Source organism: Actinomadura madurae, from assembly GCF_047130825.1.
In the GTDB taxonomy this organism is placed as follows: Bacteria; Actinomycetota; Actinomycetes; order Streptosporangiales; family Streptosporangiaceae; genus Spirillospora; species Spirillospora madurae.
In genome coordinates this window covers 8424208-8447017 of the sequence record NZ_CP083237.1, presented here as the reverse complement: position 1 = coordinate 8447017, position 22810 = coordinate 8424208, and the positions used below count along the sequence as shown (strand labels likewise).

Here is a 22810-nt window from a genome sequence, read left to right as displayed (position 1 = left end):
GCCCGGAAGCCTACAGCGCCGACAGGTCCGCCCGAGTCTCCGCCTCGTGGACGGCCAGAAGGTGCTTCACGAGGGTGGTCAGCACCTCCTTGCCGGACCCGCGCTCCCGGACGTCGCACAGCACGACGGGCACGGCGTCGCTGAGGTCCAGCGCGTCCCGTATCTCGCCGGGCTCGTAGTCGTAGCCGTCGTCGAAGCAGTTCACCGCGATGAGGAACGGCAGGCCGCGGTTCTCGAAGTAGTCGACGGCGGGGAAGCAGTCCGAGAGCCGGCGGGTGTCGGCGAGCACGACGGCGCCGAGCGCGCCGTAGGACAGCTCGTCCCACATGAACCAGAAGCGGTCCTGGCCGGGGGTGCCGAACAGGTAGAGGACGAGGCCGTCGCGGATCGTGATCCGGCCGAAGTCCATCGCGACCGTGGTGGTGGTCTTCTGCTCGACGCCCTCGGTGTCGTCGACGCCGACGCCCCGGTCGGTGAGCAGTTCCTCGGTCTGGAGGGGCCGGATCTCGCTGACGGCGCCGACGAGCGTCGTCTTGCCCACCCCGAATCCCCCGGCGACGAGGATCTTCACCGCGACCGGGGCCACCGGCGAGGCGTCCTCGTGGGGCGGCGACCCCGCGCTCTCAGAGTGCCTGGAGACCATGAAGCACTTCCCTCAGCAGACGTTCCTTGGAGAGCGGGCTCTCCTGTTGGGGACGGGTGGCGGTGATGAGCCGGTGATGCAGGAGATCACCGAGCAGGACGCGGACGACGACCAGGGGCAGCCGCATCCGCGCCGCGATCTCGGCCACCGGCTGCGGCTGCACGCACATCTCCAGGATGTCGAGATGCTCCGGGCCGATGCCGGGCGAGCCCGACCGGGGCCGCGCGGCCGTCGAGACGATCGTGATCATGTCGAACGCCTCGCCGGTCGCCGGCCTCGCCCGGCCGCGGGTGAGCGCGTACGAGCGGACGATCGGGCCGGCCTCGTCGTCGAGCCATTCGCTGCCAGGACCACTCATGGTCCGTCACGATTCCTCGTTGTCGAGAGCCTCGGCGCGGCCACGCCGGGTGCCCTGCTGGATGGACGACATCATCGACCGCAGCTGCTCGGGCGACCGGTCGGCCCGCGGCTCGGCGGCGGGCGGAGCCGCGGCGGAGCGGTCCTCGCGCAGCTGGGAGGCCATGTTCTCCTGCCGGACGCGCTTGGGCAGCGGGGGCCGGCCGCGGCCCGAGCCGCCCGGCGGGCGGCGCCGGACCTCGCGGGGCGAGCGCGGCACGCCGGGCGCGGCGGGCGCCGCGGCCGGCTGCGCCGGCTGGGCCTCGGGGACCGACGGCGGGTCGCCCCACGGGGACGGCGCCCCGCGCGGAGTCGGCACCGGCCCCTGCGCCGGCTCCTCGAACACCGGGATCGGCCCGGTCAGCGCGTCCGGGTCCTCCGGCCGAAGGCCGCCGGAGGGAGGCCTCGGGGCCGGGCCGGACGCGCCGGACACGCCGGACGGCGGGCCGAACGGGCTGCCGGGCTGCGGCGAGCGGGCGAGGGGGTCCTCCTCCCGCGGGGGCGCCGCCGCGGCGTGCCGCCCCGACGGAAGCCGCAGCACGGACCCGCCCTGGTCGTAGCCGCCCTGGTCATAGCCGTCCTGGTCGTAGCCGCCCTGGTCGTAGCCGCCCTGGTCGTAGCCCTGCTCCAGCCCCGGCTGCTGGCCGCCGCCGGCGCCGTGGTGGGCGCCGACGACCGTGCCGACGGGGACGAGCGCGTCCTCGGCGCGGCGGGTGGTGAGGGCGGGCGCGCCCTGCACGGGGTCGCCCTCGTCCGGGACGACGAGGTCCTCGGGCAGCAGCACGATCGCGGTCATGCCGCCGTACGGGGACGTCCGCAGCGTGACCTTGATGCCGTGCCGGCGGGCGAGGCGCCCGACGACGAACAGGCCGAGCTGCGCGCTGTCGGACAGGTCGAACTCGGCGGAGGTGGCGAGCCGCTGGTTGGCGGCGGCGAGCCTCGTCTCGTCCATGCTGAGGCCGCGGTCCTCGACCTCCAGCGTGAAGCCGTGCGCGACGGCCTGCCCCTGCACCTGGACGGTGGTGTGCGGCGGCGAGAACGTGGCGGCGTTCTCGATCAGCTCGGCGAGCAGGTGGATGACGTCCGCGACGGCGGGGCCGACGATCGCCGCCCGGGTCATCGGCGCGACGTTGACCCGGGTGTAGTCCTCGACCTCGGACGCGGCGGCGCGGGCGACGTCCACGATCGCGACGGGGCTGCGCCAGCCGCGGCCGGGCGCCTGCCCGGACAGGATGATCAGGCCTTCCGCGTGCCGGCGCATGCGGGTGGCGAGGTGGTCGACCCGGAACAGGTCCTCCAGGTCGTCGGGGGTCTCGATGCGCCGCTCCATCGAGTCGAGCAGCTTCAGCTGGCGGTGCAGCAGCGTCTGGCTGCGGCGGGCGAGGTTGACGAACACGTCGCTGACGTTGCGGCGCAGCGTCGCCTCCTCGACCGCGCCCTGGATGGCGGTGCGGCGGGCGGCGTTGAACGCCTCGCCGACCTGGTCGATCTCGCGGGTGCCGAACGCCAGCGGCGGCGCCTCGGCGGCCACGTCGACCTCGTCGCCGCGGCGCAGCCGCCGGATCACGTTCGGCAGCCGGACGTCGGCGAGGTCGATCGCCTCGCGGCGCAGCCGGGCCAGCTCGCGGATGACGGACCGGGCGACCCAGATCGCGAGGACGAGGGTCGCGATGACGGCGACCAGCCCGAGCACGCCCGCGAGGACGACGCGGGTGATGATGCCGTCGGAGATCGGCGCGGCGCGCTTCTCGGCGCCCGCGGACACCGCCAGCTCCAGGCCGCGGAGCCGGGTCAGGTTGGAGTCCGCGGTGGTCTTCCACAGCACGCCGGCGTTGGGGCCGGAGGTCCTGACCAGGTTCGCGGACGCGACGAAGTGGTCCTCCAGCGTGCGGAACCGGCTGTACTCGGGCATCCCGACGACGCGCTGGTAGTAGGCCTGGTCGGCGGACCGCAGCTCGGACGCCGAGTAGTCGTAGAGGGTGCGCTGGGTGCCGACGAGTTTGACGAACTGGGCGTGCTCCTCGGCCGTCATGCGGCCGGCGGCGATCGCGCCGGCGAGCAGCGCGTCCTCCTGGGCGAGGACCTCGCGGGCCCGGTTCAGCGACGCCTCGTTGCGAGCGTCCTTGGCGACCTCGGAGTTGTCGAGGGTGGACAGGGAGCCCTGCAGCGAGCCGACGTCGTTCAGCAGCGCGGTGTAGTCGGCGAACGCGCGGGAGCGGTCGGTGCGGAGGGTGTCGATGGCGCGGCGCCGGTCGTCCAGCCCGTCCAGCTCTTTGATGATCTTGTCGGCGAGCCGGCGGGTGTTCTCCGGCGCCGCGTCGCGGGCGCCGTCGTCGGCGGCGAGCCGACGGAACAGGTCGGCCTGCCGGTCGGTGACCAGGCGGCCGGACTCCATGGAGGCGCGATCGCCCTCCACTCGGCCGCCGAGGTAGACCATCGACAGGCGGCGCTCGGCCTGCAGCGCGCTGCCGAGGGCGCCGGCCGGGTAGCCGTAGTGGTCTTGGACGGTCTTGACACCCCTCAGGTTGAGTCCCTCGCCGAGCGCGATGCTCGCGGCGAACGCCCACAGGACGCCGAGGGAGACCACCGAGACGGTGACCATGAGGACGACTTTGAAGCGGATGGACCGAAATCGCGCGGCCTTGGGAGCCCGCCGGTGGCCGGCGGCTGAGTCCGTGTTGCGGCCTCGTTTTGGCACTGCGGCTGAACTTTCACTCGGGCGGACGGCTGGGAGACGGCTCGGGGCGACCGCGCGGAACGGTCGGGGTCGACCGCGCGGCACCGCACGCGTGGAACGCAGCAGAGCCTAGAACCGTACGCAGTCGTGTGTCGACAGTTTCCAGATCATCACGTTTTGTATGCACGAAGAGGTCTAAATACCCCTACCATGCCTGAGCGTGATGGTTCGTACTCCACACGCGACGAAGAGCGCGTGGCGACCGGCCCGCCCCGGCCGCACCCTGCTCGCCGCCGGCGCACTGCTGACCGCGGCGCTGACCGGCGGATGCAGCGGCGACTCCGAGGGAGCGGCGGCGCCGCCCGACGTCCCGATGCTCCAGGAGCTCGGCACCCCCGAAGGCCGCCTCGACCTCGTCGCCTGGACGGGCTACGCCGAGGACGGCTCCACCGACCCGAAGGTCGACTGGGTCACCCCGTTCACGAAGGCGACCGGCTGCAAGGTGTACACGAAGGTCGCCGACACCTCCGACTCGATGGTCGCCCTCATGCAGAGCGGCCGGTACGACGGCGTGTCGGCGTCCGGCGACGCCAGCCTCCGGCTCATCTACGGCGGGACGGTCGCGCCCGTCAACACCGGCCTGCTCAGCAACTACGAGGACATCGCCAAGTACCTCAAGAACCAGCCGTACAACTCCGTCAAGGGCCAGATGTACGGCATCCCGCACGGCTACGGCGCCAACATGCTGATGTACCGGACGGACAAGATCCCGCAACGTCCGACCTCCTGGAGCGTGGTGTGGGAGAAGGACTCCCCCGCGGCCGGCCACGTCGTCGCCTACGACTCGCCGATCTACATCGCGGACGCGGCGCTGTACCTGAAGACGCACCGCCCCGATCTGAAGATCACCGACGTCTACGAGCTGGACGAGAAGCAGTTCGACGCGGCGATCGACCTGCTGAAGCAGCAGCGCCCCAACGTCAACCAGTACTGGGCGAACTACCTGGACGAGCTCCAGTCGTTCAAGAGCGGCTACAACTACGCCGGGACCGCCTGGCAGGTGACCGCGAACCTGGCCATGACGGACAAGGCGCCGGTCGCCACGACGCTGCCGTCCGAGGGCGCGACGGGCTGGTCCGACACCTGGATGATCTCGTCGAAGGCCCAGCATCCGACATGCATGTACAAGTGGATGAACTGGATCTCGACGCCGAAGATCCAGGCCGAGATCGCGCAGTGGTTCGGTGAGGCGCCCGCCAACCCGAAGGCGTGCAGGTACACCGCCAAGGGCTTCTGCTCGACCTACCACGTCGGCGATCCGGAGTTCTACAAGCGGATCGCGTTCTGGAAGACGCCGGTGAAGGACTGCGGCGACGACCGCGGCAACACGTGCGTCGAGTACTCCCGCTGGGCCCAGGCCTGGACGCAGATCAAGGGCTGACGGAGGGCCGGCCCCTCCCCGGGGACGCCGCCGGACCGCGGCCCGCCGTGCTAGGGCCAGCGGTAGACGGCGTCCTCGGACGGGACGTGGTGCGGCAGGTAGCACTTCGTCGTGACGTGCTCGTCCTTGCAGGCGAGGCACAGGTAGGTGCGGTGGCCGCGCAGCCCCCGGCCGCGCCGGTCGCAGGGCGGGCACACGCACGGCGACCAGCCGACGATGACCCGCCCCGGGCCGAGCCGGTGCCCGGCGGGGCACACGAACGGCACGTGATCGCTGGTCGGCATGGTCTCGCTGGTCGGCACGGCCCCCAGCCTAGTCGAACATACTGTCGAACCTCTAGTGGTCCCGCCGGGTGACGAAGCGGGCGAGGGCCCGCAGTTCGGCGGCGGCGGGCTGGGCCGGGGCGGCGGCGTCCAGCTCGTCCAGGGCCTCGCCGAGCAGCGCCTCCGCGCGGGCCGCCGCCCAGGCGCGGGCACCGGCGGCCTCGACCAGCTCGGCGGCGCGGGCGGCCTCCTCGCCGGTGAGCGGCTCGTCGCGGAGATACAGCCCGGCCAGCTCCTCCCCCGCGGGGGTGGCGGAGGTGAGGGCCGCGACGACGGGAAGCGACTTCTTGCGCGCGCGCAGGTCCGCCTGGGCCGCCTTGCCGGTGACCGCCGGCTCGCCCCAGATGCCGAGCAGGTCGTCCACGAGCTGGAACGCCAGGCCGAGGCGCTCGCCGAAGGCGCGCAGCCGGGCGGTCCGGCCGGCGCCGGCGCCGGCGGAGACGGCGCCGAGCGCGCAGGCCGCGCCGAGGAGCGCGCCGGTCTTGCGGCCCGCCATGGCCAGGCACTCGTCGAGCGTGACGTCGGAGCGCCGCTCGAACGCCAGGTCGGCGCTCTGGCCCTCGACCAGCTCGACGACGGCGCGGCCGAGGACGCCGACCCCGACCGCCACGCCCGCGGAGCGCTCGTCGGCGAGCCGCTCGAAGGCGGCGGCGAGCATCCCGTCGCCGGCGAGGATCGCGGCGTTCGCCCCGAAGACGGTCCAGGCGGTCGGGCGGTGCCGGCGGGTGCGGTCGCCGTCCATCACGTCGTCGTGCAGGAGCGAGAAGTTGTGCGCCAGCTCCACCGCGACGGCGGCCGGGAGGGCGGCCGGGGCCGTCCCGCCGGCCGCCTCCGCGGCGAGGAGCGTGAACGCCGGGCGGATCGCCTTGCCGCCGCCCGCCCCCGTGGCGGGACGTCCCCGCTCGTCCCGCCAGCCGAAGTGGAACGCGGCGATGCGGCCCGTCGCGTCCGGCATGGCCTCGGCCGCGCGCCGCAGCGCGGGGTCGACCATGCGGCGGGTCCGGGCGAGCACCTCGGCCGCCGTGCGGGGACGGTGGTCCGGCCCCGGCCGGTGGCCGCAGCGGACCACGGCCGGGTCCTCTCTCCAGGCGGGCATGGCACGTCCCCTCTCGTCAGCGGGCGATCTCGACGTTCTCCAGGACGCCGAGGGCGTCGGGGACCAGCACGGCGGCCGAGTAGTACGCGCTGACCAGGTAGGTCAGCAGCGCCCGGTCGTCGATCCCGGCGAACCGGACCGACAGGCCCGGCCGGACCTCACCGGGCAGCCCGGTGCGGTGCAGGCCGATGACGCCCCGGTCGTCCTCGCCGGTGCGCAGCGCGAGGATCGAGCTGGTCCCGGCCGGGGTGACCGGGATCTTGTCGCACGGGTAGATGGGGACGCCGCGCCACGCCCGCGCGCGGCGCCCGTCGATCTCCAGGACGGACGGGTACACGCCGCGGCGGGTGCACTCGCGGCCGATCGCGGCGATCGTCCGCGGATGGGCGAGGAAGAACCGGGTCTTGCGGCGGCGCGCGAGCAGCTCGTCCATGTCGTCCGGGGTCGGCGGGCCGTCCCGGGTCTGGATGCGCTGCCGGAGGTCGGCGTTGTGCAGGAGGCCGAAGTCCCGGTTGTTGATCAGCTCGTGCTCCTGCCGCTCCCTGACCTCCTCGATCACCAGCCTGAGCTGCTGCTCGACCTGGTCCATCGGCCCGTTGTAGAGGTCGGCGACGCGCGTGCGGACGCGCAGGAGCGTCTGGGTGACGCCCAGCTCGTACTCGCGCGGCGAGGCCTCGTAGTCGACGAACGTGCCGGGCAGCACCGGCTCGCCGTCGTGCCCGGACGCCAGCGCGATCGCCGCCTCCCCGTGCCTCGTCTGCGGCGGAGCCGGCGCGTCCCGGAACTGCTGGAGATGCGCGCGCAGCGCCTCGGACCCGCCGGCCACCTCCTCCAGCGCCTCCCGCGACAGGGACAGGACGGTCGCCGGGGTCAGCGCGCGGAAGGTGTGCTCCCACTCCTCGGTGACGTCCAGGAGCGCGCGGTCGCCGAAGAACCGGCCGTCCGCGAGAACGTCGATCCGGGAGTCGGCGTCGTACTCCCCCGGCCCGGCCTGCTCGACCTTGCCGTGCGCGATGAGGTGGACCGCGTCCATGGGACGTCCCGCGACCGCGATCGCCTCGCCGGGGACGTACTCGCGCTGCGCGAACCGGGCGGCGAGGGCGTCCAGGACCGCGGGGTCGGGCAGGCCGCGCAGCGGCGGCAGCTCGGCGAGCTCGGGCGGGACGACCCTGACCTCGGCGCCGTCGTTGACGAACGTCACCAGGCCGTCGCCGAGCCGGTAGGTGAGCCGGCGGTTCACCCGGTAGACGCCGGCGTCCGCCCGCACCCACGGCAGCAGCGCCATCAGCCACCGCGGGGTGATGCCCCGCATCTGCGGGACGGACTTCGTCGTCGTCGCGAGGTTGCGCGCGGCCTGCGTGCTGAGGGCGTGCCGCTCGGTCACGCGCCGGCACCGCCGTGCGCGATCTCGACGGACTCCAGCATGCCGAGCGCGTCGGGCACCAGCACCGCGGCCGAGTAGTAGGCGCTGACCAGGTAGGAGATGAGCGCCTTGTCGTCGATGCCCATGAACCGGACGGACAGGCCCGGCTGGTACTCGTCGGGCAGCCCGACCTGGTGCAGGCCGATGACGCCCTGCGCCGCCTCGCCCGTCCGCATCAGCAGGATCGAGCTGGTCCGCGTCCGGCTGACCGGGATCTTGTTGCACGGGAAGATCGGCACGCCGCGCCAGGCGGGGACCTTGTGGCCGCCGACGTCCACGCCCTCGGGGTAGACGCCGCGGGCGCTGCACTCGCGGGCGAACGCGGCGATCGCCTTCGGGTGGGCGAGGAAGAACGCCGGGTCCTTCCAGACGAGGGTGAGCAGCTCGTCCATGTCGTCGGGGGTGGGCGGGCCGGTGCGGGTGTGGACGCGCTGCGACAGGTCGGCGTTGTGCAGCAGCCCGAAGTCGCGGTTGTTGATCAGCTCGTGCTCCTGCCGCTCGCGGAGCGCCTCGATGGTCAGCCGGAGCTGCTGCTCGACCTGGTCCATCGGCTCGTTGTAGAGGTCGGCGACGCGCGTGTGGACGCGCAGGACGGTCTGCGCGACGCTCAGCTCGTACTCGCGCGGCGAGGCCTCGTAGTCGACGAACGTGCCGGGCAGCACCGGCTCGCCGTCGTGCCCGGACGCCACGTCGATCGCCGCCTCGCCGTGCGCGTTGTGCGCGCGGGACGGGCTCGCCCGGTACTCCTCCAGGTGCGCCTGGAGGGACGCGGACTGGCCGAGCGTCTCCTGGAAGTCGGTGTCGCTCATGCTGAGGATGGTGCAGGCGGTCACGGCCTTGACCGTGTGCTCCCAGGTCGCCGGCTCCTCCCCCTCCTCCGTGCCGAGAAGGGCCTGCTCGCCGAAGAAGTCGCCGTTGGCGAGCGTCCCCAGCACCGCCTCGGCGCCGTACTCCCCGGCGCCCACCTTGCTCAGCTTGCCGTGCGCCACGAGGACGACGCGGTCGACCGGGCGGCCCCGCTCCACGATGACGTCGCCGGGCTCGAACTCCTGCTGCGTGAACCGGCCCGCGATGGCGTCCAGGGTCAGGTCGTCGTCGTAGCCGCGCAGCGGGGCCAGCTCGCCGAGCTCGCGCGGGATGACGCGGACGTCGGCGCCGGTCGTCACGAACGTCACCCGGCCGTCGCCCAGCGTGTAGGTGAGCCGCCGGTTGACGCGGTAGGCGCCGCCGGCCGCCTGCAACCAGGGCAGCAGTTTGAGCAGCCATCGCGAGGTGATGCCCTGCATCTGCGGGACGGACTTGGTCGTGGTCGCCAGGTTCCGTGCCGCCGCGGTACCGAGGCTCAACTGCTGCTGCTGTTCCGTCACGTCCACACCACCGATTCGTCGTGGGTCTGCGGGAAGCGGCCCTGTCGGGCCAACGATGAAGCTACAGACGGTAATCAGATGTGTGCAACGGGCCATTGCCCCCACCTCTGCTTCGCCACTGCGCCACACAAGTAGCACCGGTACGTGACATCACGTCTACATGCCTCGAATGGCATATGAACCGGCGGTTATGATTGGCGCCATGCCGTCCGCGTTCGCCGTGCTCGCCGAGCCGACCCGCCGCCACATCCTCGACCTGCTGCTGGAACGTCCCCGTCCGGTGGGCGAGCTGGTCGAGCACCTCGGGCTGACCCAGCCGGGGACGTCCAAGCATCTGCGGGTGCTGCGCGACGCGGGCCTCGTCCGGGCGCGCCAGGACGCGCAGCGCCGCGTCTACGAGGTCCGCCTGGAGCCCCTGGCCGAGGTGGACGCGTGGCTGACGCCGTACAGACGCGCCTGGGAGGCCCGGCTGGACGCCCTGGAACGGCACCTCGACGCGGGAGAGTGACGTGGGACGGCGCCGCTACCGCAGGCTCCTCGTCGGCCCCGACGCCTATCGCTGGCGCGTCGCGCACCAGCACGGCCGCGAGGGCGGAAGGTTCCGCGACTGCCGCGAGTCCGTGCTGCTCCGCAAGGAGGGGAGCCCGGGGCGCGTCACCGTCGTCTTCCGGGCGGGCCCCGGCAGGATCGTCCCGGACGGCGGCCCGTACACCCACAGCGGCGGCGTCGCCCGTGCCGAGGACGAGACCCTGCTCAACCTGCACCGGCCCGGAGTCATCCGCGCACTGCTGGACGTCGTGCTGGCACACGGCGAGGGCTTCGACTCCAGCGTCGAGATCGACGGCTGGACCCTCATGGACGAGGTGCGGCAGATCACCCTTCCACGCGGCGCGGGCCAGGAAAGATCCGCCGCGCCGGGGTGTTAGCCACGGAGAGCATCGGGCCCGGACAGGACGGGCCCGGCGGAAACCGGAGGGAGGCCCGCAGTGACGGCGGTATGGACAGCACTCGCGATCGAGACCGGTGCCGGCCTGGTGATCGCGGCTTCGCTGGCGGGCTGGGCCCGCCGGCGCTTCGCCCGGTCCCGCTGACCGCTCCGTTCACCGTGTCCCGGAACCCGCCGGTTCCGGGACGCGCTCGTTCCCGGCCTCCTCGATCGGCACCCCCGCGGTCTCGGGGATCTTGAGGATCGGCACCAGGGCCACCAGCGCGGCGATCATCAGGTAGTAGGCCGGGACGTAGTTGGAGCCCGTCACGTCGATCAGCGAGCCGATCAGCACGGCCGCCGTCCCGCCGAACAGCGACGTCGAGATGTTGTAGCCGATCGCGAAGGCCCCGTACCGCACCCGGGTCGGGAACATCGCCGGGAACGTCGCCCCGATCACCGCGAGGATCAGCACCAGCAGGCCGCCGACGATGGCGTAGCCCGCGGCGACGCCGAACGCGCTGTGGGTCTGCATCAGCGCGAACGCCGGCCACGAGAGCAGGAGGTAGCCGACCGCGGCGGTGATCAGGAGCGGCCTGCGGCCGATCCGGTCGGACAGCGCGCCGAGCGGCAGGATCACGACGATCATCGCCGCCTCGACCCCGATGGTGATGAGCTGCGCGGTCGTGTCGTTCATGTCCAGGAAGTCCACGAGGTAGGACGGCATGAACGTCAGCAGCGTGTAGTCCGCGACGTTCAGCAGGAACACGATCCCGATCAGCATCAGGATCATGCGCCAGTAGCGCGCCAGGGTCTCCTTCAGCGGCGACTGGGCCTTCTTGCCCTCCTGCTCCATGTGCTGGAAGACCGGAGTGTCCTCGATCCGCGTCCGGACGTAGAGGCCGACGGCGCCGAGCGGCAGCGCGATGAGGAACGGCACCCGCCAGCCCCAGCCGTTCATCGCCTCCTCGCTGAGCGCGAGGTCCATCGCCAGGACGAGCCCGGCGCCGAGGATGTAGCCGCTCAGCGTGCCGAGCTCCAGGTAGCTGCCGAAGAAGCCGCGCCGGTGCGTGGGCGAGTACTCGGCGATCATCGTGGCGGCGCCGCCGTACTCGCCGCCGGTCGAGAAGCCCTGCACGAGCCGGACCGCGAGGAGCAGCAGCGGCGCGGCGATCCCGATCGTGCCGTACCCGGGCAGGATGCCGATCACGAACGTGGAGCCCGACATCAGGATGATCGTGGCGGCCAGCACCCGCTTGCGGCCGAGCTTGTCGCCCAGCGGGCCGAAGAACAGGCCGCCGAACGGGCGGGCGAGGAACGCGGCCGCGATCAGCGCGAACGAGCGCAGCGACGCGCTGCCGCTCGCGCCCTCGGGGAAGAACACCGTGCCGATGATCGCGGTCATCACCCCGGCGCTGAACACGCCGAAGTCGAACCACTCGATGCAGTTGCCCATCGCGGAGGCGATCACGGCCTTGTGCACGGCCTGCTCGCTCGACTTCTGCTCCTTGGAGAGGGAGACGCCCTCACCATCCTCGGGGCCCTGTCCGGCAGCCGCGTTCACCGTGTTTTTCACGCGCTGCATCTGCCCGATGATCGGCGAAGCTAACGCCCTGCCGTGGCACGGTCACCGAGCGCAGGTCAGGCCTTGCGCGTCCTGCGCCGGGTGCGCACGGTGTCCTCTTCCTCCTCGCCGCCGCCGAGGAGGCCCGGCAGTGTGGGGAGGACGGTGGTGCGCTGCGGGTCCCCGTCGCCGAGCTCCTTCGCCTCGGACTTCTCGCCCTCGGGCTTCTCCCCCTTGGGCTCCACCGCCTCGGGCTCCTCCGTCTCGGGGGCGGCGTCCTGGTCCGGCAGCTCGTCGGTGGTCTGCGGGTCGTCGCCGCCGTCGAGCAGCTCGTCGAGGGTGGCGGTCTTCTGCGGGTCGGCGTCCGGCTCGTCCAGCAGGAGGTCGTCCTCGGGAATGGCGACGAGCGCCTGCGTCTCCTGCGCCTCCCGGGTGATGACGCCGCTGGCGAGGACGGTGTTGCGGTGCCGCAGCGCGCCGTTCTCGCGGAGCAGGTTGTCCACGTCGGCGCGGGCGCGGGCGATGCGGCGGCTCAGCCGGACGTGGACGAGCAGGCCGCCCGCCGCCGCGCCGAGCACGAAGCCCGCGACCGGGAAGCCGACGGCCGTCGGCGCCAGCAGGGCCACCAGCGCGACCACGACCAGGGCGACCACGATCGCAAGCGCGAGAAAGTGCTGCTCCATCCAGTCCAGGACGGCGTTCACGCGCTTGGGAATCCTCACTCGCCTTCTCCTCCACTCGGCTCAGAACGGGAACAACGAGCGGGCCGCGACAGGATGTTCCACACCGCGGCACCGCTGATCCTGAGTGCACCGCCGGGCTCCGCGGCCGGGACGGCCCGGGCTCGCGCCGCCGGCGCGCCGCCCCGCTCCCGCGACATGATGACCGGCGGGAGACCGTTCGAAACACTAACAGGGCGTGACCCTCGCCTCCCACGCGGCGCCCCGGGCACCCGGCTCACACCGCCGGGATGCGAACACGAGCTCGGGGCGAATATCGTCCATGGACATGAGCGAACACTTTGACGTCGTGGTCCTGGGCGCGGGCCCGGGTGGATATGTCGCCGCGATCCGGTCGGCGCAACTCGGGCTGAAGACGGCGATCATCGAGGAGAGGTACTGGGGCGGGGTGTGCCTCAACGTCGGGTGCATCCCCTCGAAGGCGCTGCTGCGCAACGCGGAGCTGGCGCACATCGTCACCCAGGAGCGGAAGACGTTCGGGATCAACGTCGAGGGGAGCGTGTCCTTCGACTACGGCGTCGCCTACCAGCGCAGCCGCCAGGTCTCGGAGAAGCTCGTCAAGGGCGTCCAGTTCCTGATGAAGAAGAACAAGATCACGTCCTATGACGGGCGGGGCACGTTCACCGACCCGAACACGCTGCAGGTCGCGCGGCAGGACGGGTCGAGCGAGACGGTCACGTTCGACAACTGCATCATCGCGGCCGGCGCGCACACCAAGCTGCTGCCGGGCACGTCCCTGTCGGAGCGGGTCGTCACCTATGAGGAGCAGATCCTCAGCTCCGAGCTGCCCGAGAGCATCGTCATCGCGGGCGCGGGGGCCATCGGCGTCGAGTTCGCCTACGTCCTGCACAACTACGGGGTGAAGGTCACGATCGTCGAGTTCCTCGACCGGATGGTCCCGAACGAGGACGCCGACGTGTCGAAGGAGCTGGCGAAGCGGTACCGCAAGCTCGGCGTGGACGTCCTCACCTCGACCCGGGTGGACGCGATCGACGACTCGGGCGAGAAGGTGAAGGTCACCGTCACCGGCAAGGACGGCGCCCAGCAGGTCATCGAGACCGACAAGGTGCTCCAGGCGATCGGTTTCCAGCCGAACGTGGAGGGCTACGGGCTGGAGAAGACCGGCGTGGCGCTGACCGAGCGCGGCGCCGTCGACGTGGACGGCCGCTGCCGCACGTCCGTCCCGCACATCTACGCCATCGGCGACGTCACCGCCAAGCTGATGCTCGCGCACGCCGCCGAGGCCATGGGCATCGTCGCGGCCGAGACCATCGCGGACGCCGAGACGATGGAGCTCGAGTACATCATGATCCCGCGCGCCACCTACTGCCAGCCGCAGGTCGCGAGCTTCGGCTACACCGAGGCGCAGGCCAAGGAGCAGGGCTTCGACGTCAAGACGGCCAAGTTCCCCTACAGCGCCAACGGCAAGGCGCTCGGCATGGGCGAGGGCGACGGCTTCGTCAAGGTGATCAGCGACGCCAAGTACGGCGAGATCCTCGGCGCCCACATGATCGGCCCCGAGGTCACCGAGCTGCTCCCCGAGCTGACCCTGGCCCAGCAGTGGGACCTGACGGTCCACGAGGTGGCCCGCAACGTGCACGCCCACCCGACCCTGGGCGAGGCCATGAAGGAGGCCGTGCACGGTCTGGCCGGGCACATGATCAACCTCTGAGGTCCGGAGACGAGAGGCCGCCGCCGCGGACGGGATCCGCGGCGGCGGCCTTTCTTCTACAGGAGGGCCTCTCAGGAGGCGGGCCAGAGGGTCAGGGCCTCGTAGGCGGGGCGCCATTCGCCCTCGTAGGCGGCGCGCACCGGCGGGGGCGCGACCCCGAGCAGGGACGCCACCACCGCGTCGCCGGCGCCGTCGAGCATCCACGGGATCACGCGCGGGGCGTCGGGTCCGACGCGCTCGCCGTGGACCTTGCCGAAGTTCTGGAACTGTTCGAGGGTCAGGGTGGCGTCCATAAGCGGGATCGCCTCCTTCTCCTCGTGGGCCAGGTGCGCGGTCAGGTTGGTGGCGAGGGCGTCGACCAGGTCGGCGACGGGTCCGGTGCCCGTGTCGATGGCCTCGATGACGGGATCGATGGCGGCGTGCTCCGCCTCCATCGCCTCCAGCAGCGCCAGGTCGTCGGGACGGTCTGCGAGCGACTTGGACAGCACCGGCCAGAGCGCCTGGTCCTCAGCGGTGTGGTGGGCGTGCAGGGCCGTCTTGAACAGCTCCCAGCCCGCGGCGGCGGCCAGGACGCGCCGGGGGTCGTCGCCCATGCGGGCGGTGGCCTTCGCGAGGCGCTCCAGTTCCCGCCGCAGCGCATCGTGCATGGCGTACATCGGGGTCCACTCGTAATTGCTCACGTTTCCTCCTTCGTTCACTGCACTGACGGAGCAGGAGGAGGAAACGTGACCGCTCAGGCCGGACCGCTCAGGACGTGGCGCTCAGGACGTGGCGCTCAGGACGTGGGCGCCGGGCTCGCGAGCCGGCTCAGCAGGCGCTGTCCCTGACGGGAGCTGATGCCGAGGCGGCGGGCCAGTTCGGCGCCGGTGATGCCGGGCTCGGCGTCGATGATGGCGAGGGCGCGGGCCTCGTTGTCGGTGGCGACGCTGCGCGGGACCCGCTGGGTCTTCTTGGGCGGCGCCTTCCGCCGCTGCGGCCTGGGTGCCGGCTCCGGTACGGGCTCCGGTGCCGGCTTCGGCGCCGTCAGCTCGGTGACGCGGGCGAGGGCCTGGTCGAGCATGACGCCGTCCGACAGCATCCAGACGACGTCGGCGGGCGCCCTGGCCTTCCACTTGCGGCCGTAGTGCGACTCCAGGAGCGCCAGGGCGTGGCGGCGGCGCTGCTCGGCGGTCAGCGCCCGCGGGTAGGACGTGATCTGCCACAGCACCATGCGGCGCCACAGCCGGAACGTCGAGAACGGTGCCAGCAGCCAGCGCGCGACGGGGATGCCTTCGCGGACGGTCCCGGCGGCGATGCCGGCGCGGCGGCGGATCGCGTGCCGGACGGCCTCGATGAACGTGATGAACAACACGGGCATCGCGGCGTGCATGACCATGCCGGTGACGTCGCCGTGCGCGGCGGAGACGTTGAGCCAGACGGTGGCGGCGGTGAACGCGAACGCCATCCAGCGCAGCGCCGGCATCGGCATGGCCAACCACTCCAGCAGCAGCGCGACCGACACCAGGGCCAGGATGCCGAGGTCGACCCCGGCCGGGACGATCCACGCCTGGTCGCCGAACCACGGCTCGGCGACGTCCTGGACGGAGGCGAACGAGCCGTAGCCGCCCAGGCCCGCGAGACCGGCGAAGAACAGGCCGCCGACCCCGGCCAGGACGCGCTGCGCCCGGGTCAGCGGCTCGACCGTCCGCGCCTCGTCCATCGCTTCCTCCCGCCACGGGGGTGTCTAGATCACCCAGTGACGGTACAGCGCCGTCCGGGACGAAACCGGCAATATCCCCCAGCCGTCCCGGGCGTCAGCGGAGCGGGTCGAAGGGGTCCAGCTCGCGCGGGCGGCGTCCGGTGACGATCATCTCGGCGAGCAGGTTCCCGGTCGCCGGGCCGAGGGTGATGCCCCACATGCCGTGCCCGCCGGCGGCGAAGACGCGCGGGGAGCGGGTCGCGCCGATCAGGGGCAGGCCGTCGCGGGTGCAGGGCCGGGACCCGACCCACTCGTCCTGCCGGGCGTCCAGGTCGGCGCCGCGCAGCAGCGGGCGGGCGGCGTCGACGATCGCCCTGATCCGGCGCGGGTCGAGCGGCGCCTCCGGGCGGCGGAACTCCATCATCCCGGCGACGCGCAGCCTGTCTCCGAGCGGCGTGCAGGCGACGCGCTGGGCGGGGAAGTACACCGGGCCGTCGGGGACGCGGTCCATGGGCACGCTGAAGCTGTAGCCCCGGCCCGCCTGGACGAGGGAGCGGACGCCGAACCGCCGGGCGAGGTCGCCGAGCCACACGCCGCTCGCCAGCACGACCGTGTCGAACTTCTCGAAGTCGCTCCCCGTGGTGCGGACCGAGACGCTGCCCTTCTGGTGGGCGATGTCGGTGACCGCCGCGCCCGTCCGGATCTTGCCGCCCCGGTCCCGGACGGAGTCGGCGAGCGCGTGCACGAACACCCCGGGATCGATGAAGCGCTGGCCGCGCAGCAGGATCGCGGCGCCGACCTTCTCGGACAGGGCGGGCTCCAGCCGGCGGGCCGCGTCGCCGTCCAGGACCTCGTACTCCAGCTCCTGCCCCGCCGCGCGGATGTGCTCGATCTCCTCCAGCAGGACGCGCCGCTCCCCGGCCGTCCGGTAGGCGGCGAAGAAGGACGCCGCGTCGCGGGTCTCGGCGTCGACGCCGCCCTCGACCAGCGCGTCGAAGCTCGGCAGCGCCCGGCCGTTGATCGGCACGAGCGACTCCATCGCGCGCCGCCACCGCGCGGCGGTGCTGTTGCGGGCGAACCCGGCGAGGAACTTGAGCAGGTTCGGGTCGGCGCTCGGCGGGACGTAGACGGGCGACGACGGGCTGAGCACCGCGCGCACGCCGTAGGAGAGGACGGCCGGTTCGGGCAGCGGGGTCGCGAGGCCGGGCGTCAGCCAGCCGGCGTTGCCCCAGGACGCCCCGGCGGCGACGTCCCGCTTGTCGAACACGGTGACGTCGGCACCGTGCTCCTGCAAGAACCATGCGGTGGACAGGCCGACCATGCCGGCGCCCACCACGGCGACCCGGCGCGGCGCCGCGTCGGCGGCCATGGCGACTCCTCTCCTCGTGAACCTCGTCACTCTCGATGGTGGTACGCCCGCGCGCCGATGCCTCTGTTCAGTTCGGCCAATATGACCGGCCGTCGTGTTGCGAAGCGCACAATGGAGGGGAGGAGGTCGCCGATGATCAGCGTGACCGGCCTGGTCGACGCGCTGGGCCCGGGGCTGCTGCGCCCGGTGGCGTCCGGCCGGGACGCCCAGGTGCACGACGTCGTCCTCGCCGAGCCGGGCGAGGCGGCCGGGCAGCCGGGCGAGATCGTCCTCGGCGCCGGCGTGACCGGCCCGGCCGAGGCCGTCGAGCTGCTGGAGCGGGCCGGCGCGGCGGGCGCGGCCGGCGTCGTGCTGAAGGCGCCGCTCGCCGCCGAACCCGAGGTCGTCGAGGCCGCGCGGCGGCTCGGGCCCGCGCTCATCGAGCTGCAGCGGGACGCCTCCTGGACGCATGTCATCTGGCTCGTGCGCGGCGCCGTCGACCGCGCCCACGCGGCGCTCCCCGGCCGGTCCGGCCCCCAGGACGACCTGTTCGCGCTGGCCGACACCGCGGCGGAGATCGCGGACGCCCCGGTCACGGTCGAGGACGCCCGGTCGCGCGTGCTCGCCTACTCGGGCCGCCAGGACAGCACCGACCCCGCCCGCGTGTCCACGATCGTCGGGCGGCGCGTCCCGCCGCAGGTCATCGCGCACCTGCGCGCCTCCGGCGTGTTCCGCAAGCTGGCGCGGTCGAGCGACCCGATCCTCGTCCCCGAGGGCCCGGACGGCATGCTGCCCCGCCTCGTGATCCCGGTCCGCGCCGGAGGCGAGTGGCTCGGCTCGATCTGGGTGGTGGCGAGGACGCCGATCCCGCCGGACCGGGTCGGGCGGCTCACCGACCTGGCGTCCGTCCTCGCCCTGCACCTGCTGCGCCTGCGCGCCGAGGCGGGCGTCGCGCGCCGCGTGTCGGCGGACCAGCTGCGCGCCGCGCTGCGGGACGGCACGCGGCCCGTCCCGGAACCGCCGCCGTGGCGCGCGGTGGTCCTCGGCGGCCGGGACGAGAGCGAGGACGTCCGCCGGCGCCTCGACCTGTGGGACGCCGTCGTGCAGCGCTTCGGCTGGCACCGCCCGCTGCTCACCGACCTCGACGGCACCCTCTTCGCGGTGCTGACGGAACCGCCGGGCCGCGACACCGCCGGGACGATGCCCTGGCTGCGGCACGCCCTGACCCGCGTCCGCGCGCACGATCGCGCCCTGTACGCGGCGGCGGGCGGCCTCGCGCACTCCCCCGCCGACCTGCCCCGCTCCCGCGCGGAGGCCGCCGAGCTCGCCGCCCTCATCACGGCCGGCCGCCTCTCCCCCGGAACGGTCCTGCTGGAGGACGCCTGGGACGCCGTCACCGTCGAACGCGCCAGGAGAGCGGTGGGCGCCGACCTTCCGGGCGGCCCGCTTCCCGCCCTGCGCGCCCACGACGAGAAGCACGGAACGGCCTTCCTCCCGACCCTCGCCGCCTGGCTGGACCACTACGGCGACCCGAAGGGCACGGCCGAGGCCCTGGACGTCCACCCCAACACCCTCCGCCACCGGCTGAGGCGGATGACCGAGGTGACCCCGGCGGACCTCTCGTCCTCCCGGACCCGCCTGGCCCTCCGCCTCCAGCTCACCGCCCTCCTCGACCGGGGCCGAGCGCGCAACGAAACGCCGTGATGGCGGTCGAACACGCAACGAAATGCCTGGTCAGCGCAAGGTTGGCGCATTGGATTCCCGTCTCGCTCTCCTTAGGCTTCCGATCGAGCGATCACCATCCCGGAAGCCCTGGAGACACCTATGACCGTGATGCCCGCAACGGAGCCGAGCACCGTCCGGACCGCGTTGCGGCGGCACTACCTGATGTGCCGGCCCGAGCACTTCGCCGTCACCTACGCGATCAACCCGTGGATGGATCCGGCGGCGGGGGCGGACGCGGCGAAGGCCGTCGCGCAGTGGGAGGATCTGCGGGCCGCGTACCACGCGCTCGGGCACGAGGTGAGCCTCATCGATCCGATCGAGGGGCTGCCCGACATGGTGTTCGCGGCCAACGGCGCGCTGGTCGTCGGGGGGCGCGTGTACGGGGCGAAGTTCATGTATCCCGAGCGGTACGCCGAAGGCCCCGCGTACGCCAAGTGGATGGTGGAGAACGGGTTCTCCGAGGTCCTGGAGCCGGAGTACACGAACGAGGGCGAGGGCGACTTCCTCACGCTCGACCACGTGATCCTGGCCGGGACGGGATTCCGGACGGAGATCGCCGCGCACCAGGAGGCGCAGGAGTTCCTCGGCCGCCCGGTGGTGACGCTCCGGCTCGTCGACCCGCGCTTCTACCACCTGGACACGGCGCTCTTCCCCCTGGACGGCGGCAACGTGGCGTACTTCCCCGGCGCGTTCTCGCCCGGGAGCCGCGCGGTGCTGGAGCGGCTGTTCCCCGACGCGATCCTGGCGGGCGAGGACGACGCGGCGGTGCTCGGGCTCAACGCGGTGTCCGACGGGCGCAACGTCGTCGTCAACGCCGAGGCGGCCGGGCTGATCGGCACGCTGCGCGAGCACGGGTACGAGCCGGTGCCGGTGGACCTGTCGGAGCTGCGCAAGTCGGGCGGCGGCCCCAAGTGCTGCACGCTGGAGCTGCGCTCCTAGCGCCGGTCGAGGGCGAGGCGGCGGCGGGCGAGCGTGCGGGTGCGCAGGACGCCCGCCACGCCGATCGCCCAGATCGCGAACTGGACGGTCCAGGCCGCCCGGAACGCGCCGGGCGTGAACTCGCCGGACGGCGACAGCGCGTCCAGCACGATGCCGATCAGCAGGATCGTGACGAGGGAGGCGCAGAAGCCGCCGACGTTGACGATGCCGGTGGCGGTGCCCTGGCGGCCGGGCGGGTTGAACGTCCGGGCGAAGTCGAAGCCGATCATCGAGCCGGGGCTGCCGAGCGCGACGCACAGGACGAGCAGCACCAGCAGCCAGGACGGCGCGGGCGGCGGCCAGGCGAGGACGGCGGTCCAGGCGCCGACGCCGAGCGCGACGATGCCGAGGACGAGCCACGACCGGCGCAGCGGGTAGCGCGCGACGAGCCGTCCGATGAGCGGCCCGGACACGACGTTGACGAGGACGAACAGCGTCAGCAGCGTCGACGCCGCCGACGGCCGCATGCCCTGCCCCGACACCAGGTACGGGTAGCCCCACATCAGCGCGAACGTGTGGGCCGGGAACTGGGTGACGAAGTGCGACCAGAGCCCGAGGCGGGTGCCGGGGTGGCGCCACGCCGCGGCCAGGTTGGCGCCCGTCCGGCGCAGCGTGGGCACCTCGGCGCGGCCCGGCCCGCTTCGCAGGAAGGCGGCGGACAGCACCGCCATGAGGGCGCCGAGCGCGGCGGCCGACCCGAACGCGGTGCCCCAGCCGGGCCCGTGCAGCAGCGCGACCAGCGGGATCGCGCTGAGCACCTGGCCGAGCTGCCCGAGCTGGCCGGTGAGCTGGGTGACGACCGGGACGTACCGGCCGGGGAACCAGGTCGCGACGATGCCGAGGACGCTGATGAACGTCATGGCGTCGCCGGCGCCGACCATCACGCGGGCGGCGACGGCCGTCCCGATGTCGGTGGAGACGGCCATGAGCGCCTGCCCGCCGGCCATGAGCAGCGCGCCGCCGGCGACCATCCGGCGCGGGCCGAGGCGGTCGAGCAGGAGCCCGACGGGGATCTGCAGGCCCGCGTAGACGAGCAGCTGGAGGACGGTGAACGACGCGAGGATCCCGGCTGAGGCGTCGAACCGGTGGACGGCCTCAAGGCCGACGACGCCGAACGACGTCCGGTGCAGTACCGCCACGGCGTAGGCGACGACGCCGACACTCCACAGCGCCCACGCGATCGGGGCGGCCTTCTCTTTTTCCAGGGATGCCAGGGGGGTTTGGGCGGTATGCACGGATACCCAATGTATGTCACGACTGTCGCGGCCGGGCGCGCAGGTGCAGCCGCTCGCCCTGCGGCCCGAACAGGCTGAGCACCTCGACGGTCCCGCCGGCGCCGCCGAACCAGTGCGGCAGCCGGGTGTCGAACTCGGCGGCCTCCCCCGGCTCCAGGACCATGTCGCGTCCGGCCAGGTGGAGGCGGAGCCGGCCGTTCAGGACGTACAGCCACTCGTAGCCCTCGTGGACCCGCGGGTCGGGCTCCGGCAGCCGCTCCGGGATGATCATCTTGAACGCCTGGACGCCGCCGGGACGCCTGGTCAGCGGCAGCACGATCATGTCGTTCATGCGCTGCGGGCGCGGCCTGATCCGCGGGTCGCCGACGTTCGGGGCGCCGACCAGCTCGTCCAGCGGCACCTGGTGCGCCTGCGCGAGCGGGAGCAGCAGTTCCAGGCTCGGCCGCCGCTTGCCCGACTCCAGCCGCGACAGCGTGCTCACCGAGATGCCGGTGGTCTCCGCGAGCGCGGCCAGTGTGACGTTTCTCTCCTGGCGCAGGCGCCGGAGCCTCGGCCCGACCCCGGCGAGGACGTCCTCGGTGGTCTCCATGCGGCAATTGCAGGATCGGCAAAGAAGTTTGTCAAATCCGCGGCCCACCGCGCACGCTCGCGGCATGACCGACAACAGCGAACGAGACGTACTGATCATCGGCGGCGGGCCCGCCGGGCTGAGCGGCGCGCTGACCCTGTCCCGCGCCCGCCGCACCGTCACCGTCGTGGACGCCGGCGAGCCGCGCAACGCGACGGCCGAGCACATGCACGGCTTCCTCACCAGGGACGGCATGCCGCCCGGCCTCCTGCTGGAGACCGGCCGCACCGAGGTGCGCGGCTACGGAGGCGAGATCGTCGAGGGGAGGGTCACGCGCGCGGAGGGGGGCGCCGAGGAGGGCTTCGTCCTCACGCTGGCCGACGGGAGCCGGCTCAAGGGCCGCCGCCTGCTGGTCACCACCGGCGTGACCGACGTCCTGCCCGCCATCCCCGGCCTCCAGGAGAGGTGGGGGCGCGAGGTGCAGATGTGCCCCTACTGCCACGGCTGGGAGGTCCGCGACAAGAAGATCGTGGTGCTGGGGACGTCCCCGAACTCGATCCATCAGGCGTCGCTGGTGCGGCAGTGGTCGGCGGACGTGACGTTCGTCGCCTCGCGGCCCCCCGAGGGAGAGGACGCGGCACGCCTGGACGCGCGCGGCATCCCGGTCGTCGCGGACGAGGTGAAGCGCGCCGTCGTCGAGAACGACCGGCTCACCGGGCTCGAACTGGCGGGCGGGCCGGCGCTCCCCTGCGACGCGGTGTTCCTCGCGCCGGAATGGGTCGCCAAGGACGGGCCGCTCACCGACCTCGGCTGCGAGACGGGCGACGACGGCTTCGTCAAGGTCGACGCGACCGGGCGGACCAGCGTCCCGGGCGTGTGGGCGGCGGGCAACGTCGTGCTCCCGGCGGGCCAGGTCATCATGGCGGCCGCCGCCGGCGCGATGGCCGCCGCGATGGTCAACGCCGACCTCGTCGAGGAGGAGGTCGCCCGCAAGATCGCCGCCTAGGGTGG

The 22810-nt window shown here is 72.9% G+C and carries 21 protein-coding genes; 7 read left to right on the top strand and 14 right to left on the bottom strand.

The window, feature by feature from the left end; all coding sequences use genetic code 11:
- Nucleotides 1-10: 10 nt before the first annotated feature.
- From K8Z49_RS39335 to K8Z49_RS39325, 3 genes are read right to left on the bottom strand one after another with little or no spacing between them, the layout of a single operon-like run.
- A complete protein-coding gene (locus K8Z49_RS39335) occupies nt 11-643 on the bottom strand; it encodes a GTP-binding protein (protein ID WP_081842637.1) in 633 nt (210 codons plus the stop codon).
- Entirely contained in the window at nt 624-1001 is a 378-nt protein-coding gene (locus K8Z49_RS39330) for a DUF742 domain-containing protein (RefSeq protein ID WP_021594975.1), read from the bottom strand. Before K8Z49_RS39330 ends, K8Z49_RS39335 begins: the two co-directional genes overlap by 20 nt.
- 6 nt (nt 1002-1007) lie before the next feature.
- The gene (locus K8Z49_RS39325; protein WP_412516567.1) at nt 1008-3641 is read right to left on the bottom strand and encodes a nitrate- and nitrite sensing domain-containing protein; all 2634 of its coding nucleotides are present in this window, start codon (nt 3639-3641) and stop codon (nt 1008-1010) included.
- Nucleotides 3642-3939: 298 nt separating this feature from the next.
- Here K8Z49_RS39325 and K8Z49_RS39320 point away from each other — a divergent pair, with 298 nt between their 5' ends.
- Nucleotides 3940-5157, top strand: a complete 1218-nt coding sequence (locus K8Z49_RS39320; protein WP_024935431.1) for an ABC transporter substrate-binding protein — start codon at nt 3940-3942, stop codon at nt 5155-5157.
- A 50-nt stretch (nt 5158-5207) separates the two neighbouring features.
- Here the strand turns inward: K8Z49_RS39320 and K8Z49_RS39315 are convergent, their stop codons facing one another.
- Genes K8Z49_RS39315 through K8Z49_RS39300 form a run of 4 tightly spaced genes read right to left on the bottom strand, consistent with a single transcriptional unit; the run spans nt 5208 to nt 9372 of the window.
- Nucleotides 5208-5459, bottom strand: a complete 252-nt coding sequence (locus K8Z49_RS39315; protein WP_021600366.1) for a hypothetical protein — start codon at nt 5457-5459, stop codon at nt 5208-5210.
- 34 nt (nt 5460-5493) lie between these two features.
- Nucleotides 5494-6576 carry a family 2 encapsulin nanocompartment cargo protein polyprenyl transferase gene (locus K8Z49_RS39310; RefSeq protein WP_083598255.1) on the bottom strand — a complete coding sequence of 361 codons (1083 nt, stop codon included), beginning with the start codon at nt 6574-6576 and terminating at the stop codon, nt 5494-5496.
- A gap of 16 nt (nt 6577-6592) precedes the next feature.
- Entirely contained in the window at nt 6593-7960 is a 1368-nt protein-coding gene (locus K8Z49_RS39305; protein WP_021593669.1) for a family 2B encapsulin nanocompartment shell protein, read from the bottom strand.
- The gene (locus K8Z49_RS39300; RefSeq protein WP_412516566.1) at nt 7957-9372 is read right to left on the bottom strand and encodes a family 2B encapsulin nanocompartment shell protein; all 1416 of its coding nucleotides are present in this window, start codon (nt 9370-9372) and stop codon (nt 7957-7959) included. Before K8Z49_RS39300 ends, K8Z49_RS39305 begins: the two co-directional genes overlap by 4 nt.
- Before the next feature lie 196 nt (nt 9373-9568).
- On the opposite strand from K8Z49_RS39300, the gene K8Z49_RS39295 reads away from it, so the two are divergent.
- Both K8Z49_RS39295 and K8Z49_RS39290 read left to right on the top strand, forming a co-directional pair.
- On the top strand, nt 9569-9874 hold the full coding sequence (locus K8Z49_RS39295; protein ID WP_021593667.1) for an ArsR/SmtB family transcription factor: 306 nt from the start codon (nt 9569-9571) through the stop codon (nt 9872-9874).
- Nucleotide 9875: 1 nt separating this feature from the next.
- Entirely contained in the window at nt 9876-10292 is a 417-nt protein-coding gene (locus K8Z49_RS39290) for a hypothetical protein (protein ID WP_111831991.1), read from the top strand.
- 174 nt (nt 10293-10466) lie between these two features.
- Here the strand turns inward: K8Z49_RS39290 and K8Z49_RS39285 are convergent, their stop codons facing one another.
- Together K8Z49_RS39285 and K8Z49_RS39280 are read right to left on the bottom strand one after the other, a co-directional pair.
- Entirely contained in the window at nt 10467-11876 is a 1410-nt protein-coding gene (locus K8Z49_RS39285) for an MFS transporter (RefSeq protein ID WP_021593665.1), read from the bottom strand.
- A 56-nt stretch (nt 11877-11932) separates the two neighbouring features.
- Complete coding sequence (locus K8Z49_RS39280; RefSeq protein ID WP_152563997.1) at nt 11933-12577, bottom strand: hypothetical protein; 645 nt, start codon at nt 12575-12577, stop codon at nt 11933-11935.
- Between the two features lie 286 nt (nt 12578-12863).
- Between K8Z49_RS39280 and lpdA the strand changes: the two genes are divergently transcribed.
- Nucleotides 12864-14267, top strand: a complete 1404-nt coding sequence (gene lpdA / locus K8Z49_RS39275) for a dihydrolipoyl dehydrogenase (protein WP_024935433.1) — start codon at nt 12864-12866, stop codon at nt 14265-14267.
- A 71-nt stretch (nt 14268-14338) separates the two neighbouring features.
- On the opposite strand, the gene K8Z49_RS39270 is transcribed toward lpdA, so the two are convergent.
- The 3 genes from K8Z49_RS39270 to K8Z49_RS39260 form a co-directional block, all read right to left on the bottom strand.
- Entirely contained in the window at nt 14339-14947 is a 609-nt protein-coding gene (locus K8Z49_RS39270) for a hemerythrin domain-containing protein (protein ID WP_256255566.1), read from the bottom strand.
- A gap of 95 nt (nt 14948-15042) precedes the next feature.
- Entirely contained in the window at nt 15043-15966 is a 924-nt protein-coding gene (locus K8Z49_RS39265; RefSeq protein WP_021593661.1) for a DUF2637 domain-containing protein, read from the bottom strand.
- Nucleotides 15967-16060: 94 nt separating this feature from the next.
- Complete coding sequence (locus K8Z49_RS39260) at nt 16061-17314, bottom strand: NAD(P)/FAD-dependent oxidoreductase (RefSeq protein ID WP_412516564.1); 1254 nt, start codon at nt 17312-17314, stop codon at nt 16061-16063.
- A gap of 132 nt (nt 17315-17446) precedes the next feature.
- Between K8Z49_RS39260 and K8Z49_RS39255 the strand changes: the two genes are divergently transcribed.
- Both K8Z49_RS39255 and ddaH read left to right on the top strand, forming a co-directional pair.
- Nucleotides 17447-18997, top strand: a complete 1551-nt coding sequence (locus K8Z49_RS39255) for a PucR family transcriptional regulator (protein WP_075023396.1) — start codon at nt 17447-17449, stop codon at nt 18995-18997.
- A gap of 120 nt (nt 18998-19117) precedes the next feature.
- Nucleotides 19118-19957: a dimethylargininase gene (ddaH, locus tag K8Z49_RS39250; protein ID WP_412516563.1), complete on the top strand. Its 840-nt coding sequence runs from the start codon at nt 19118-19120 to the stop codon at nt 19955-19957.
- Here the strand turns inward: ddaH and K8Z49_RS39245 are convergent.
- Entirely contained in the window at nt 19954-21231 is a 1278-nt protein-coding gene (locus K8Z49_RS39245; protein WP_244938707.1) for an MFS transporter, read from the bottom strand. The two genes, ddaH and K8Z49_RS39245, sit on opposite strands and share 4 nt — an antisense overlap.
- A 16-nt stretch (nt 21232-21247) precedes the next feature.
- Nucleotides 21248-21820 (bottom strand): helix-turn-helix domain-containing protein, encoded by a 573-nt coding sequence (locus K8Z49_RS39240; protein ID WP_021593656.1) that lies wholly within the window; start codon nt 21818-21820, stop codon nt 21248-21250.
- A 64-nt stretch (nt 21821-21884) separates the two neighbouring features.
- Between K8Z49_RS39240 and K8Z49_RS39235 the strand changes: the two genes are divergently transcribed.
- On the top strand, nt 21885-22805 hold the full coding sequence (locus tag K8Z49_RS39235; protein WP_021593655.1) for an NAD(P)/FAD-dependent oxidoreductase: 921 nt from the start codon (nt 21885-21887) through the stop codon (nt 22803-22805).
- Nucleotides 22806-22810 lie beyond the last annotated feature (5 nt).

Excerpts from the sequence above, each read along its gene's own strand:
- K8Z49_RS39320 (WP_024935431.1), top strand. The coding sequence starts at position 3,940 with ATGGTTCGTACTCCACACGCGACGAAGAGCGCGTGGCGACCGGCCCGC.
- K8Z49_RS39240 (WP_021593656.1), bottom strand. The coding sequence starts at position 21,820 with ATGGAGACCACCGAGGACGTCCTCGCCGGGGTCGGGCCGAGGCTCCGG.
- K8Z49_RS39335 (WP_081842637.1), bottom strand. The coding sequence starts at position 643 with ATGGTCTCCAGGCACTCTGAGAGCGCGGGGTCGCCGCCCCACGAGGAC.
- K8Z49_RS39325 (WP_412516567.1), bottom strand. The coding sequence starts at position 3,641 with ATGGTCACCGTCTCGGTGGTCTCCCTCGGCGTCCTGTGGGCGTTCGCC.
- ddaH (WP_412516563.1), top strand. The coding sequence starts at position 19,118 with ATGACCGTGATGCCCGCAACGGAGCCGAGCACCGTCCGGACCGCGTTG.
- K8Z49_RS39310 (WP_083598255.1), bottom strand. The coding sequence starts at position 6,576 with ATGCCCGCCTGGAGAGAGGACCCGGCCGTGGTCCGCTGCGGCCACCGG.
- K8Z49_RS39285 (WP_021593665.1), bottom strand. The coding sequence starts at position 11,876 with ATGCAGCGCGTGAAAAACACGGTGAACGCGGCTGCCGGACAGGGCCCC.
- K8Z49_RS39330 (WP_021594975.1), bottom strand. The coding sequence starts at position 1,001 with ATGAGTGGTCCTGGCAGCGAATGGCTCGACGACGAGGCCGGCCCGATC.
- K8Z49_RS39255 (WP_075023396.1), top strand. The coding sequence starts at position 17,447 with ATGATCAGCGTGACCGGCCTGGTCGACGCGCTGGGCCCGGGGCTGCTG.
- K8Z49_RS39295 (WP_021593667.1), top strand. The coding sequence starts at position 9,569 with ATGCCGTCCGCGTTCGCCGTGCTCGCCGAGCCGACCCGCCGCCACATC.
- K8Z49_RS39235 (WP_021593655.1), top strand. The coding sequence starts at position 21,885 with ATGACCGACAACAGCGAACGAGACGTACTGATCATCGGCGGCGGGCCC.
- lpdA (WP_024935433.1), top strand. The coding sequence starts at position 12,864 with ATGAGCGAACACTTTGACGTCGTGGTCCTGGGCGCGGGCCCGGGTGGA.
- K8Z49_RS39260 (WP_412516564.1), bottom strand. The coding sequence starts at position 17,314 with ATGGCCGCCGACGCGGCGCCGCGCCGGGTCGCCGTGGTGGGCGCCGGC.
- K8Z49_RS39265 (WP_021593661.1), bottom strand. The coding sequence starts at position 15,966 with ATGGACGAGGCGCGGACGGTCGAGCCGCTGACCCGGGCGCAGCGCGTC.